The 13312-nt window shown below is 69.8% G+C and carries 12 protein-coding genes and 2 pseudogenes; 8 read left to right on the plus strand and 6 right to left on the minus strand.

Translation table 11 applies throughout. The features are described from left to right. The first annotated feature begins 142 nt into the window (after positions 1 to 142). Entirely contained in the window at positions 143 to 1144 is a 1002-nt protein-coding gene (locus ABZ495_RS33760; protein WP_359839674.1) for an alpha/beta hydrolase, read from the plus strand. Between the two features lie 432 nt (positions 1145 to 1576). On the opposite strand, the gene ABZ495_RS33765 is transcribed toward ABZ495_RS33760, so the two are convergent. Continuing rightward, on the minus strand, positions 1577 to 1813 hold the full coding sequence (locus ABZ495_RS33765; protein ID WP_359839676.1) for a hypothetical protein: 237 nt from the start codon (positions 1811 to 1813) through the stop codon (positions 1577 to 1579). 264 nt (positions 1814 to 2077) lie between these two features. On the opposite strand from ABZ495_RS33765, the gene ABZ495_RS33770 reads away from it, so the two are divergent. The 4 genes from ABZ495_RS33770 to ABZ495_RS33785 all read left to right on the plus strand — a co-directional run bounded on the left by ABZ495_RS33770 (position 2078) and on the right by ABZ495_RS33785 (position 4968). After that, positions 2078 to 2680, plus strand: coding sequence for an SMI1/KNR4 family protein (locus tag ABZ495_RS33770; RefSeq protein WP_359839678.1), 603 nt, complete (start codon positions 2078 to 2080; stop codon positions 2678 to 2680). Between the two features lie 483 nt (positions 2681 to 3163). Continuing rightward, on the plus strand, positions 3164 to 3658 hold the full coding sequence (locus tag ABZ495_RS33775) for a GNAT family N-acetyltransferase (protein ID WP_359839680.1): 495 nt from the start codon (positions 3164 to 3166) through the stop codon (positions 3656 to 3658). Positions 3659 to 3893: 235 nt separating this feature from the next. Beyond that, on the plus strand, positions 3894 to 4034 hold the full coding sequence (locus tag ABZ495_RS33780) for a hypothetical protein (RefSeq protein WP_359839681.1): 141 nt from the start codon (positions 3894 to 3896) through the stop codon (positions 4032 to 4034). A gap of 322 nt (positions 4035 to 4356) precedes the next feature. Next, on the plus strand, positions 4357 to 4968 hold the full coding sequence (locus tag ABZ495_RS33785) for a transposase (protein WP_359839691.1): 612 nt from the start codon (positions 4357 to 4359) through the stop codon (positions 4966 to 4968). Between the two features lie 367 nt (positions 4969 to 5335). Here ABZ495_RS33785 and ABZ495_RS33790 read toward each other — a convergent pair whose 3' ends face one another. Further along, positions 5336 to 5461 (minus strand): hypothetical protein, encoded by a 126-nt coding sequence (locus ABZ495_RS33790; RefSeq protein ID WP_359839683.1) that lies wholly within the window; start codon positions 5459 to 5461, stop codon positions 5336 to 5338. A gap of 282 nt (positions 5462 to 5743) precedes the next feature. On the opposite strand from ABZ495_RS33790, the gene ABZ495_RS33795 reads away from it, so the two are divergent. After that, positions 5744 to 6916, plus strand: coding sequence for an endonuclease/exonuclease/phosphatase family protein (locus ABZ495_RS33795; protein ID WP_359839684.1), 1173 nt, complete (start codon positions 5744 to 5746; stop codon positions 6914 to 6916). 718 nt (positions 6917 to 7634) lie between these two features. Here ABZ495_RS33795 and ABZ495_RS33800 read toward each other — a convergent pair. Continuing rightward, positions 7635 to 7910, minus strand: a pseudogene (locus tag ABZ495_RS33800) (HNH endonuclease); the annotation flags it as partial. A gap of 116 nt (positions 7911 to 8026) precedes the next feature. Then, a pseudogene (locus tag ABZ495_RS33805) lies at positions 8027 to 8512 on the minus strand (transposase); the annotation flags it as partial. Positions 8513 to 9306: 794 nt separating this feature from the next. Here ABZ495_RS33805 and ABZ495_RS33810 point away from each other — a divergent pair. Further along, positions 9307 to 9723, plus strand: a complete 417-nt coding sequence (locus ABZ495_RS33810; protein ID WP_359839693.1) for a Tn3 family transposase — start codon at positions 9307 to 9309, stop codon at positions 9721 to 9723. Positions 9724 to 9763: 40 nt separating this feature from the next. Here ABZ495_RS33810 and ABZ495_RS33815 read toward each other — a convergent pair whose 3' ends face one another. Then, complete coding sequence (locus ABZ495_RS33815; protein ID WP_359839685.1) at positions 9764 to 11317, minus strand: FAD-dependent monooxygenase; 1554 nt, start codon at positions 11315 to 11317, stop codon at positions 9764 to 9766. Next, positions 11314 to 11928: a PadR family transcriptional regulator gene (locus tag ABZ495_RS33820; RefSeq protein WP_359808726.1), complete on the minus strand. Its 615-nt coding sequence runs from the start codon at positions 11926 to 11928 to the stop codon at positions 11314 to 11316. Before ABZ495_RS33820 ends, ABZ495_RS33815 begins: the two co-directional genes overlap by 4 nt. A gap of 390 nt (positions 11929 to 12318) precedes the next feature. Here ABZ495_RS33820 and ABZ495_RS33825 point away from each other — a divergent pair, with 390 nt between their 5' ends. Next, positions 12319 to 13188 (plus strand): recombinase family protein, encoded by an 870-nt coding sequence (locus tag ABZ495_RS33825; protein WP_359839687.1) that lies wholly within the window; start codon positions 12319 to 12321, stop codon positions 13186 to 13188. The last annotated feature ends 124 nt before the right edge of the window (positions 13189 to 13312 follow it).

Raw genomic sequence — 13312 nt, forward strand, 5'->3', positions numbered from 1 at the left:
CGGACAACAGGTTGCACACCCCGACGGTACGAGCGGCTCGGCACCGGAATCAACCACCGTGCGAGGCACGACATTTCTCCAAGACGCCCCGCGCCCGCCACCGCGAGAGTGATGGCACCTTGCACCGACCGACGGAGGAGCCATGGACGAGACGACCACCCCGCAGAACAAACCCACCCGCAGCCGCCCGGACGCGGCACCGAACGTCCCGCGCAGACGGCGGGCGCGGACCCGCCGGTGGCGGATCACCGCGACGGCCGCCGGCGTGCTGGCCCTCCTCCTCGCGGGAAACGCGGTGTCCGTGCTCACGGAAACGGCCGGGGCCTCCGGCGACCAGATCGTGCGCATTCCCGGCGGGGACCTCCACGTCCTCCAAGACGGGCCGCCCGACGCGCCCACGGTGGTACTCCTGCACGGCCTCGGCGGCTCGACGGCGTGGTGGAACCCGGTCCTGCCGGCGCTGCGGGACCTGCACGTGGTGCGGGTGGACCTGCTCGGGCACGGCAGATCGGCCAAACCGGCCAGCGGCTACGGCATGGCGGAGCAGGCGCGCCGGGTCGCTGCCGCGCTCGACCGGCTCGGGGAGCACCGCGCGACCGTCGTCGGGCACTCCACCGGCGGTGCCGTCGCCACCGCGCTGGCCGAGCAGCGCCGCGACCTGGTGGGGGCGATCGCACTGGTCGACACCGGCCCGCGGCCAGACGCGTACATCGGCGACAGCTTCGCCGCCCACCTGATGTCCACGCCGGTGGTGGCGGAACTCATCTGGCGCCTGCGCACCGACGGCACCATCCGCGCCGCGCTGAGCTCCGCGTTCACCCGCGACGTGAAGATCTCTGACCGGATCGTCGCCGACGTCCAGGGCATGACCTACCGCAGCCTCACCGCGACCTACGCGGCGTCCAGCGCGTACCTGAAGGAACGGCCCATCCCCGACCGGCTCGCCGGCCTCGGCCTGCCGACCCTGGTGGTCTTCGGTTCCCAGGACCACCGCTGGCGCCCCTCCTCCGCCCAGGACTACCGCCAAGTCCCCCACGCCCGCATCGAGATCCTCGACGGAGTCGGCCACACCCCCATGCTCGAGGACCCCGACACCACCGGAACCCTCCTCCACGGCTTCGCCATCGAAACCGCGCCACACTGATCACTCACGGGCCAGGGTCCACCGCTGGCCCTCGACACCGTGGGCGGCCGGCTCCCCGGCGGCCAGGCCCCCACCCCGCGCATGCCGCATACCACCGGCGCACCACAGGCAGGACCCCCGCTTGTCGCCACCCGACAACGGCCTGCTACCGCGGCGCGCAAGCTCGTGTCCGTCACGCTGGCCAGCGTCTACCTCGGCCTGTCAGGCACCGTCACCGGGGCCGCCGCCGCGCCGCCCGCTTCGGCCACCACGGCCCCGTCCTCGCGACGATACTGCGAACCGCCTCTCAGCCATGGCAGCGTCACCCTGGTACGCCCACACCGATCCGGCTGCCGCGGACGGGATCAGGTCGCCCTGCGAAGTGAGGGAGCGAACCGTGCCCTCATCGATACCCATCATCCGGACGGTGACCTCGATGCTGCACTTGTCAAGCTAACGCAAGGCGATGACATCGAACCTGGCGCCGGTCAGCTCCAAGACCGCGGCCGGGACCGAGTACTCGTTCTGACGGACCGGGACCCGGGAGGTCTTGTCGACCCGCGGCGTCAGCGTCAGCCCGACGTCGAACTCCTCCTCCGGGACCGGCGCCAGCAGCGGGGCCTCGTAGGCGAAGTCGAAGCCGATCTTCCGTGATTCAGAGATCCTGAAGTGTCGGCCGGGCGAACTCACCGAAGCCAAGGTGCTATTGGGGAGCGGCGAGGCCGAGTTCGGTTCGGAAGAAGGCAGGATTGCTGGGGCGGTGTCCGCGTACTCGTTGCAGTGCCCAGCCGACTACAGATGAACGTGCTCAGCGAGATGGCCGCCAGGGCCTGTGTGACGTTGCGAGCAGTCTTCGGGTTCTGTCCTCATCCGGCGGGCGGAACCCGGTACGACTGAAGGACGCACAATGGCACAACATGGGCGAGGACGCCCCGACCCTAGGGGAGCCGTAGCGTGAATGACGATCGGTCCGCCGCAATCGCCGCCATGGCAAGTATCGGAGAAGTGCTGTCGTGCATCGGGCCCACCTGTGGGGACGCTGTCGACTGGAGTGCGGCGGAGAGGGTCCATGGAACGCCATTCCCAGCCGACTACCGGGCCTTCGTCGCAGCCTTCGGCAGCGGTTCGATCGAGGAGATGGTCGGCGTTCACATCCCCGCCGTCACTTCGAACGAGCTGCAGGTCACCTCGGTCTCAAGGCTCTCGGAGGCAGCACTCGCGGACTACGCGGTGAACCAGTGGGCCCCCGCCGACAGGGGCTGGCACCGGCTGGAGGACCTGCTCATCTGGGGGGAGACAGCCGCGGCCGACACCCTGTGCTGGATCACGACGGATCCGGACCCGGACCGATGGCCGGTCGCGGTGTACTCGCGCGGGAACCTCGAATGGTCGGTGTACCCGTGCGGTATGACCGAGTTTCTGCTCAAGCTGCTGCGCGATGAGTGGCAGCCGTGGCCGATCAGCGACAGCTCGCTCCAGGGCATGGCGGACCCGCGGTTCCTGCACGATGAGGACGAGGCGGCGGGATGGGAGTCGGGCAACAACCCCTGGGAGTAGCTGATCCGTTCGGTGACATCCCCCTCGGGGTGGGATGTCGAACAAAGCCGGGCCTGTGGGGGGTGGCCCCGGTCCGTATCTGCCGATCGCCAGATACGGACCAATGAACCGTGCTGCCAGCGGGGCGTCGAAGTAGCTGCTCAGAGCTTCTTTCCGGTCTGTCCTGCGGCGGACGCGAAGGCTGCATCGGCGTAACGGAGGCTGGCCCTGGCGCTGAGTGCGAAGACGTGGGCGGGGTGGCCCGGCATCGGGCCTTGACCCCGGATGTTGGACACGGGCTGTGCGGCTTTGGTCAGGGTAGTTGATGTCGTGTTGAGCGTGGTCTCGCAGGTGTTGGGGCTGCGGTGTCCGAGGCGCGCCTACGGCAGTCAGTGCCCCGGGTTGGAGCGGAGTGGAGGACTTGGGTGAAACTTCTCCTGTGCTCGCCGTCCCCGCGGCCCGCTCGCCTGCAGACGCCCCCGACTACTCTCACCTGGAGCCCAGATGACCGAGACCCCTACGATCGTCATCCGTGACCTCGCCGCGGCCGACGAGAAGGACTGGCGCCGGCTGTGGGCCGGGTACCTCGACTTCTACCAGTCCACCAGGCCCGCAGCGGTCACCGACTCCACCTGGCGACGGCTGCTCGATCCGCACCAGCCACTACTGGGCCGCGTCGCCGAGCACGACGGCAGGGTCATCGGCATCACCAACAGCGTGCTCCACCACAGCACATGGCTCACCGGCCAGGTCTGCTACCTGGAGGACCTCTTCGTGGACCCCGCCCACCGCAGGCTCGGGGCGGGCCGCCTACTCCTCCAGGACCTCTTCGACCTCGCCGCCGCCCGCGGCTGGGCACGCGTGCACTGGCTCACCGCCCACGACAACCCCGCCCGCCGCCTCTACGACACCTTCGTACCGGCCGACCACTTCGTCCACTACGAGCGGGACCTGCCCTCCCACGACGGCACCGGACCGGCCCCGGCCGACCGGCCATAGCCCCGGGCCACCGACCCGACCGCCGCCTCCCGCCGGTCACTCCGGATCGGTGCGAGGGGCCGGTGCGATGCGGTCGTCGTGGAGCACCGGCAGGCCTGACGAGCCCCGCCGAGGCGGGTGCCGGAGTACGCTCTGAGACATCCAGGGCATCCCGCATCCCGGTACCTGTTCCGGCTTCGTTCTGGGTGAAGGACCGGGGCCCGCCGGGGTCCCGGAGACGGGAACGGTGAAGGCCGTGGCCCGACACTCCCGCCGATCGGCGGACCCTCGCCCCACGGTCGCCGACGCCATGGATCCCTGCGACTACCAGATCGCCGACGACAGCACCGTCGACCAGGCCGACGACGTCCTGTGCAGCGCCCACATCGACTACTGACATCAGCTCTTTGGGGTGATGGATCTGCCGTTTCGCTGAGGGACGGTCACCTGCCGCTGTAGAACGTCTGGCATGCGATATGCGGATGGGGGCGGGCTGACCGCGAAGGCACGTCAGCGCCGTGAGGCCGTGCGCCTGGAGGCTGCCGCGCTGTTCGGCGAAGGGGTCAAGCCTCCGGAGGTCGCTCGGCAGCTGCGGGTGAGCTGCAAGTCGGCCTATCAGTGACATCAGGCCTGGAAGCAGGGCGGTGCGGCGGCGTTGGGCTCGCGCGGCGGTCCGCGGAGCGTGACGAGCAGGCCGTTGCCGCCTGGACGGAGGTGACCTGGGCGGAGGTAAAAGCGCCCGGGCGGCCTGCGACGGGTGGGTCTGCTTCGAGGACGAGGCCGGCTTCACACGCAGGCCGCCCCGCGGACGCACCTGGGGGCGGCGGGGCATCACCCCGGTCGTGAAGGTCTCCGGCAGCCGCTCCGGACGGGTGTCGGTCGCGGGGCTGATCGCCGTGCGGCCAGGCTCCCGAACCAGGCTGTCCCACCGCATCCGGCGGCACACCGGCCGCAAGGGTGAGCGGCGGAGCCTGTCCGAGCGCGACTACATCGGCCTGATCGACGGCATCCACCACCTGGTGAAGGCGCCGATCGTGCTGGTCTGGGACCGCCTGAACACCCATGTCTCGTATGCCCTGCGGGACTTGATCGGCGCTCGGGACTGGCTGACGGTGTTCATCCTGCCCGCCTACGCGCCGGACCTGAACCCCGTGGAGTGGCTCTGGGCGCACGTCAAGCGCAGCCTGGCCAACCTGTCCTCGGTCGCCGTCGACCCACTCGAAGCCCTCGTCCGCAACCGACTCAAACGGCTTCAGTACCGCCCCGACATCCTCGACGGCTTCCTCACCGGGACCGGACTCTCCCTCGACCTCCCGCCACCATCACCCTGAAGCGCCGAAGTCAGTAGTCGTTCGTGACCCCAGCTGACCGCAGGGGCCTCGGTCTGTTCAGGAGCTCGAAGGCATCCCGGAGAAGTGAGAGGTGCACCCTGCGGAGGGCTCGGACCACGAACATTCGATCACCCGCTCGATGGCGGCCGTGGCGGTGCCGGGCGCCGGCCCCCTCACAGTCGCGTTCCTCGGCGGTGGTCGGCTGACGCCCGGGACCAACTCTCTCTGAAGGGCTCAAGGCCCGGGTAAGTCGTATGACTCACCGGACGTCAGCTGATCACCGCCGAGGTGAAGCCGGTGGCCGCGCTCTTTTTCGAGGTCTCACGGGACCGGGTAACGGGTAGCGATCCGCCGGCTTCGGTCCCCATTAGGTAACGGGGGGCTCGGTGAGCACGCCGCGGTCGGCGGTCGTCACCAGGACGGTGCCGGTGACCGGAGTGGCCGCCACTGGGTAGACCAGCGCGGCGGCGGCCGGGGCCGGGCGGAGGGGCATGAGTGAGCGGTGCCCTGTGACGGCCTTGGGCGTCTCACGCCCGGCTTTCCCGTACGTATGTGACCGGTCGTCCGATACGCGGCTGATACACGACTGCGTGCTGGCGGAAGCCGTGCGGAAGCCGGCTCGAAGCGCCGGTCGCGGACCCTGTAGGCGCACCGCTGACCACACGTCGGCGGGGGATGTGTTCCCTGTGGCCCGGGGGCGGACGGCAGACCGTCCGCCCCCGGGCCCGGCCCTATTGAGGAGTCTCCTGCTTTGCGCCGTTGCACGACTTTCCCCATGTCCGCCAGAGTGCTGGCCCTGCTGATGTCGATCACCGGCCTCATCGGTGTCCTCACCGGCCCGCCGACACCGGCTTCTGCAGCCTCGCCGATCAGCTACAAGATGGCGACTTTCAATTCACAGGGCGCCAAGTGGGACCAAATCAGGGTTATCGTCAACGCTGGCAATGACATCGTTTTCGTCCAGGAAGCCGGGGCCGAACCCAGCGCCAATGGAATGGAACTCCTACAAATTCATGGCCATGGGAATCAGGCTGTCCGTGAGTACCGCTGGAACGACCGCTACGTCTACTGGATCAACCCGATGGGTGGCACCGGCGGCCGGGTCACCCTGGCTACTGTGACCCGTCAGCGGGCTGCTGAGGTCTTTGTTGCCCCCCCGGGCCGGGACGGTGGTCGATCCGCCATGGGCGTACGTTTTGACAACGACATCTACTACAATGTGCACGCGCAGGCCACGGGTACGCGCAACGAAGCACGCGAGCTCGTCGCGAACATCCGGGACCAGGCAGCCACCAGCCACCGCGAGTGGACGGCCGTGGGCGACTTCAACCGTGACCCGAACGAGGGTATGCACGATCTCGCCAACAGCATGAGCGCCTTCGTCTACCACACCGGGGAAGCGACCCAATCGAGCGGCGGTGAACTCGACTACATGATCTCGTCCCACGCCATTGCAGGGTACCAGGCGTCGCGGCAGGGCGGCCGGGGTTCCGACCACTTCCCGGTGTACTTCGAGCACCATCTGGCGGCCAATGGGGCTGTCGTCAACCTGATCAGCGACAACGACCACGAAAAGTTCATCGGGTTCGAAGGCCGGAGCAGTGCGAACAATACTCGGGTGGTCAGCGAATCCTACGACGCCAACGGCTCCAAGTGGACACTGGAGCACGCCGCGGGCTTCGGTTCCCAGTCCTTCTTCATCCGCAACAATTTGACCAACAAGTGCATGGACACCATCAGTGGGAACCTCGTCGAATGGGACTGCGTGGGGCAGAAGTCCGCAATCTTCCTGCTCAATACATGGGACGAAGAGCCCGGCACCTATAAGCTCTTCAACATCAACTACGGGCTGTGCGTGGACACCATGGGAAGCAATCCGAAGCACCTCGGCCTGTACAAGTGCACCCCGAAGTCGCCCAACCAGCGTTTCATTCCCCACTTCTACTAAGCCGCACCTGGCTCTTCGGGAAAGGTCGGGAGCGCAGAACGAAGGATCGGTACCGGGACGATCGTCGTCGACGCGGCCCGCCCGCCCGACCTGTCCCGCCCGGCCCGCCCGGCCCGCCCGGCCGCTGATCACCCGCAACCCGGCGGACTGAGGCGAACCAGCGGCCGGGCGGGACCGACAGGCAGTCGGCCGCCGGACCGAGCACGGCCGTTCGGTCCGGCGATCACGGTCCACGACGCGCCGTGCTCCCGGGGTCCGGCCGGGCCTGGGACCACTGACCGTGTGAGGCCGCCCGCCCCACGGAGGCGACCGTGATCGCTGTCCACTCGCCAGGCGCTTGCCAGTCCCCCGCAGCGCCCGGCTCCGGCGAGTCCGGCAACGCCGGCGCCGCTGCTGGCTGCGCCCCGATCCGCCGATGATCTAACGGACGGTGGAGCGGTCACGACTTGCCGCTCCACCGCTCCGCACCCAGACCACTCACCGTTCGGGCCGACCGGGCGTGAGACACCACGGCTCCCCGACCAGGACGCCCTGCAGTGCCGCGCAGGCCCAGCCCGCGGCAGAGACGATGCCGTCACTGCGGCCAGCTCGCCGTTCTCCTGCCCGGCGGGCGGGGGGCACGCCCGCAGCCCTGAGGGCCACCGCCGGCGGACACTTCCGAGACTCTCCCGGCCCGCCCACAGCTGAAGGAGACGGGCCGCAGGCTCAGCGCCAAGTGCTACATGGCGAGTTCGTACTCCATGGTCGTGGTCGGGCACCGCTGGGCGATGCCGGCGAGTGCGTCAGCCTCGGCCGGGTCGGCCGCCAGGCTCCAGCGGCGCTTCGTGGAGACCCACTCGGCAGCGTACCGGCAGTGGACGGCGGCCAGCGGCGGCATTCAGTCGGTCGGGTCCTTGTCGCACTTCGCCCTGTTCGACTTCGCGGTCACCGCGGCCAGCGTCAGCGGGCTGCCCTGGTCGTTGGCGTACGCTTCACGACGCCCAGCATTCCATGCATATCCACCGACTGGCAGGGAGCGTCATTCCGACCGTGCCATATTCCTCCAAGATGACGCGCTACCGCTTCCGCCGGGCAGACCCTCACCGGGTGTTTCGTCCCCGGTTTCGGGGTTCAGGTTCCGCGCCAGCTCGGGGTTGATTCGCCGGTGAGTCGGCGGGTCATGAGGGCGATCATCGCGACATGAACCATGGCTTCGGAACGCTCGGGGAGAGCTTCGTAGTCGCGGGCGAGGCGGCGGTGTTGCATGAGCCAGCCGAAGGTCTGCTCGACGACCCAGCGGCGGGGCTGGACGGCGAATCCCCTGGTGGCGGGGTCGCGGCGGACGATCTCAACGTCGATGCCCAGGGTGGCGCCGTGGTCGACGACGGCGTTCTTGTAGCCCATGTCGGCCCAGGCCTTGCGGAGTGTGGGGTGCTCGGCGGCGACCGTGGTCAGCAACTGTCGGCCGGCGGTGCCGTCCGGGACGCTCGCGGCGGTGACCAGCACCACGAGCAGGAGGCCGATCGTGTCGGTGACGATGCTCCGCTTCCTGCCCACGATCCTCTTCCCGACATCGGGGCCCTGGGTCGGGGCGGGGACGTTCGTGGAGGTCAATGACGATCGGACTCGCGTTCTGATTGACGGGTCAGCATCGCCAGGAGGTCGGTGGTCGAGTAGGAGGCGGACAGCCACTTGAGGGCATCTTCGGGAGCACGGGAGGCGGGGTTTGTTGTACGACACGGTGTGCACGGCACTGGAGCAGCTGGAGGACGCACGTGTCCTCGAGCGGGTGGCGTGCCGAGTTCTGGAGCGGTGGTTCCCGGGGCTGCGGCCCACGACGCCCCGTGGCGACCTCGGGCGGGACGGCTATGTCCGGCCGCCGTTCGGCACGGACGAGGAAGTCGTGCTGTGGGTCAGCCTGCAGGAGGCCTGGACGTCCAAGCTCGCCGCGGAGCTGCGCACGAACCGTGAGCACGGCCGGCACGCCAGGGCGGTGTTCGTGACCGCCCGGACGACCAACGAGGCGGCCAAGGAGAAGTCGCGGGACCGCGCACGGGACGAGTTCGGGGTGGAGCTCGAGATCGTCGACCTCGAGGAACTCGTGCATGAGCCGGAGCGCTACGAGCTGCGGTGGGTGGGCGAGGAGGAACTCGGGGTCCGCCCGCGCGCTCCTCGCGCGCTCGCCCCGAGCGCCTCCCACCTCGAGCGCCTGGCCACCCGCGTCCCCGGTATGACAGCACCCCTCGTCGGCGCCGCGGCGTTCACTGCCCGGCTGCGGACCGCCCTGGCGGGAGGCGAGCGGATCGTCACCGTGGAGGGGCACGGCGGTGCCGGCAAGACCCGGCTGATCCTCGAGACGGCCGTGGCGAGCGCTGCCACCTTCGTGCTGGCGCCCGCGGCCCTGCTGCGGGATCTACGCGGCGAAAAACCTGTCGGACGAGAGCTACCGGCGCAAGATCGCCCGACAGCTCAACAACGGCGAGTCCCTCCACTCCCTTCGCCGCCAGCTCCACTACGCCCGCGAGGGCAAGATCACCAGGCGCCAGCCCGACCATCAGAACGAGCAGGCATGGTGCCTGACCGTCGTAACGAACTCCGCGATCAGCTGGCACACCGAGTACATGGGCCTGGCCGTGGGCGAACTGCGCGCCGCTGGCCGCGAGGTGGACGCCGAGCTACTGGCGCACATCTCCCCGGCCCACAGCTCAGCGGTGAACTACTACGGCTCGATCACTGTCGACTACGACCGCGAACTCGTCCAGCTCGACGAGAAGGGCCACCGCCCACTGCGGGCGGTGGCCACCGACGAAACCGCAGTAGGGCTGTAGCAGCGACCGGCCCCGGGACGCGTACCGTGGGCTCGCCCGCTCAGCGGTGGCCAGTCCTCGGGGTACCGTCAACGAGTGCCGCCGGGCGCCCGAACGAGCGCGCGAGGGTCTCCCGCAACTCCTCCGCGGCCGTGTCGAAAGGTGTTGACGGGGCGCCGATCCATGCTGCGTGCCCGTCCGGACGGACGAGGATCGCGTGGGCGCGCTCCAGGGCGTGCGGGTGGGTGTGGGCGGTGGTGACCCGGTCCGCCCATGGACGGGCGGCGGAGGAGAGGGCCTGCGAGCCTGCCGTGCCGTTGAGCAGCAGCGCGCCGCCGGCCGACCGGGTCAGCAGCGCTGTGAGGCTGTCCTCTCCGTCCTGGCCTAGCGGGATGTCCGGCACCATCCTTCCCGCCCACGGGTGTCCGGGGTCTCCGGAGGCGGGGTAGCGGGTGCCGACAGCGGTGATCGCCTCGGCCAACGGCCCGGCCGTGTCCGCAGACTCGGCCAGCTCGGCGAGCAGATCGCGGAGGGGTGCCAGGCGGTCGTCGTCCCCGTTCGCCGGGGCGAGCACCGCCTGCGCGCGGGTGTTGCGGAGTAGGCGCGTGCCGGCCGCGTGGCGCTCGTCGTGGTAGGTGTCGAGCAGCGTGTCCGGCGCCTGCCCTCGCGCCACCAGGGCGAGTTTCCAGCCCAGATTGACGGCGTCGTCGATCGCCGCGTTGACGCCGATGGCGCCGGCCGGGGGGTGGATGTGCGCGGCGTCCCCGGCGAGCAGTACCCGGCCCGCCCGGAACTGCTCGGCGAGCCGTGCCGCGTCCCCGTACCGGGTCAGCCACCGCGCTTTGGCGATCTCCGCCCGGTGTCCCAACGCGGCATCGATCGCGCGCTGGAAGGAGCCGAGCGGCACGGGCTCGTGCGGGTCTGTGGGCGGTGCCGGGTCGGCGGTGAGGAGACGGACGTAGCCGGGGCGCGGGATCGCGAACACCGAGCGGCCGTCGGGCCCCGTGTTGGGGCCGAACGAGACGGCCGACGGGTCGGCGAGCACCACGTCCCCGAGCAGGGTGAACTTGCGTGCGGGTGTCCCGGGAAAGCCGATCCGGGCCGCCTTGCGCACCGCGCTGCGGCCCCCGTCGCAACCGACCAGCCATCGGCAGCGCACGGTTGACGGGCCGTCCGCGCCGTCCACCTCGACTGTCACGCCGTCACCGTCCTGCCGCAGCCCGGTGAGGCGCCGGCCGCGGGCGATTCGCGCGCCTAATCCCACGGCCCACTCGGCGAGCAGCTCCTCCACGCGGGTCTGGGGGATGCCGAGGGCGTAGGGGTGTTTCGTGCGCATGGCGGCGAGGTCGAGGCGGGAGGGGCCAACGAACATCGTCGTCGGGACGGTCGGTCCCTCGGCGAGGAAGCCGGCGGCAAGGCCCCGGCGGTCGAGCAGCTCCAGGCTCCGGGCGTTGAGGTTGAACCCGCGGCAGAAGCCTGGCGGTTCGGGCTCCCGCTCCAGGACCAGTGCCCGCACCCCCGCGCGCCCCAACTCCCCGCCGAGTGTCAGCCCGGCGGGCCCGGCTCCGGCTATCAGGACGTCGACGACCTCGTCCTTCGATGCGGTGACACTCATCGCCCGTCCCCTTCCGGCCACGTCAGCGTTCCATGCTCGATCTCGTCGGCGGTGTGCTCCACCCAGGCCAGCTCGGCCTGTGCCATGGCGGCGGCGTACTCGGCCTCGATGAGGAACAGGCGCGGCGCGTTGTGCTCCTCGCGGGCCGCGCGGTGGCCCTCGGCGTCCTGCGCGATCCGCTCCCGCAGCGCGGCGGCCCGCTCGCGCAGCGCCTCGGCGGCGCGGACGCGGCCCAGCGCGCCGAGGTACCCGACGGCGGAGAGGAACCGTGGGTACTCGGGTGAGGGCTCTCGGATCAGCTCGTCGAGCCAGTCGGTGAAGCCGTCCTGCCCGGCGGGGGTGTGGCGGTAGACGGTGCGGGCCGGACGGTTGCCGACCTGCTCGGTGCCGTCCGCCTCGATCCACCCGTCCCGGGTGAGCGCGCGGACGGTGTCGTAGAGCGATCCGGTTGTCAGCTTGAACGCGCTGTCCATGCCGCGCTCGCGGAGCGCGCCGGCCATGGCATGGGGGTGCATCGGCTGCTCCAGCAGCAGCCCGAGTACGGCGAGGGCGAGGGCGTTGGCGGGGCGCTTCGGGGGCTTCTGGACGGCGGGGGGTTCACGGGTGGGCATGGAGCTCCAGTGCGTTGACGTGGCAGATACTTGGTATCGATTACTTGGATCCGATCATACGCGCGCGGGGATACCGAGTTCAAGGGCGTGAGTCTTGGGAGCAGGGGCCGCGACGGCGACTGGAACATGGCTCGACGCGGAATGCGCCGAGTTGACCACGTTCTCCGCGGCGGATGTGCGACCCGCTCGCCCGCCTGCAGGCCGCGTAACGGCGCCCGGCAGGCCATGACGCCCTCGGTCCCGCGTCCGCGCAGGGCGCACGCGGGTGTTTCATGAGCGGTCACCTGTGAAACACCCGCCCGGCGGCCCGTCCACCTGCGGCGATCACGTTTCATGAGTTGTTTCAAAGGACTGGACGCCTGAAACACCCTCATGAAACAGTCCGGGGTCGTGAGCGACGACTTCAAGCGCGTGGAATCACACGACTGCCCGATGTCAACCTGCGCCGCCCCCGCGGGCTCCCCATGCCGGACCGGCAAGAACAAGGTAGCCATCCAGTACCACACCGCCCGCTTCCGCCTCGTGCCCCAACTCGCCAAGGCCCTCAGCGTGCCGATCCCCGCCGTACGCAAGCCGGGCTCGGCGTGGATGGAGCTGCCACGGCCCCTGCGCGCCGGCACTGAACCGGTCGGACATGTCCGCCTCGGCTACACCCGTGCCTCGACCGCCCGGCAGTCCCTATACGCACAACTCGAGTCCCTCGCCGAAGCCGGGGTCACCCGGGTCTTCTCGGAGAAGATCTCCACCCGCGCCACCCGGCGCCCCGAGCTGGAGGCCGCCGTGAAGCTCGCCGGGGGGATCCGCTCCTCCGGCGTGGCCGTCACCCTCGTCGTCCACGAGCACAAGCGGCTCGGCCGCGGAATCAAACTCGCCATGCTCGCCGAGGAACTGAAAGCGAGCGACGTCGGCCTGGAGTTCCTCCCCGGAGAGCTCAAGGGCTCGCACGACCCTTCCGGCATCATGTTCACCGGGCTCGCGGCCATGTCCGGCATGGAGCGTGAGTACATCCGCGACCGCACCCTCGAGGGCCACGAGAGCGCACGAAAGCGCGGCAAGATCATCGGCGGCGCCTGGGTCACCGACGACGACATGCTGTCGATGGCCCTCCATCTGCGCGGCCAGGAGATGAGCCTGCGCGACATCGCCAAGCGCCTCGTCATCACCACCGGCGCGAAGAAGGGGCAGCACCCCTCACCCGCCACCGTCATGCGGATGCTGCGCGAACACGATGAACAGGCCGGCATCACGGCGAGCACGTGATCATCCCCTACTTTGCGGCTGCTGTCTGAGCTAGGGCCTGTGTGATGTTGTGATCAATCTTCGGGTTCTGCCCCTGCTCCAGGGCAGAACCCGGTAGGAATGTTGGCTGTGACGCGCAGACAAC

This window comes from Kitasatospora sp. NPDC005748 (assembly GCF_040630735.1).
Classification (GTDB): Bacteria; Actinomycetota; Actinomycetes; order Streptomycetales; family Streptomycetaceae; genus Kitasatospora.

Bases quoted from the DNA above. Each gene is read 5' to 3' on its own strand.
- ABZ495_RS33760 (WP_359839674.1), top strand. From the start codon at position 143: ATGGACGAGACGACCACCCCGCAGAACAAACCCACCCGCAGCCGCCCG.
- ABZ495_RS33775 (WP_359839680.1), top strand. From the start codon at position 3,164: ATGACCGAGACCCCTACGATCGTCATCCGTGACCTCGCCGCGGCCGAC.
- ABZ495_RS33790 (WP_359839683.1), bottom strand. From the start codon at position 5,461: ATGCCCCTCCGCCCGGCCCCGGCCGCCGCCGCGCTGGTCTACCCAGTG.
- ABZ495_RS33795 (WP_359839684.1), top strand. From the start codon at position 5,744: ATGTCCGCCAGAGTGCTGGCCCTGCTGATGTCGATCACCGGCCTCATC.
- ABZ495_RS33815 (WP_359839685.1), bottom strand. From the start codon at position 11,317: ATGAGTGTCACCGCATCGAAGGACGAGGTCGTCGACGTCCTGATAGCC.
- ABZ495_RS33820 (WP_359808726.1), bottom strand. From the start codon at position 11,928: ATGCCCACCCGTGAACCCCCCGCCGTCCAGAAGCCCCCGAAGCGCCCC.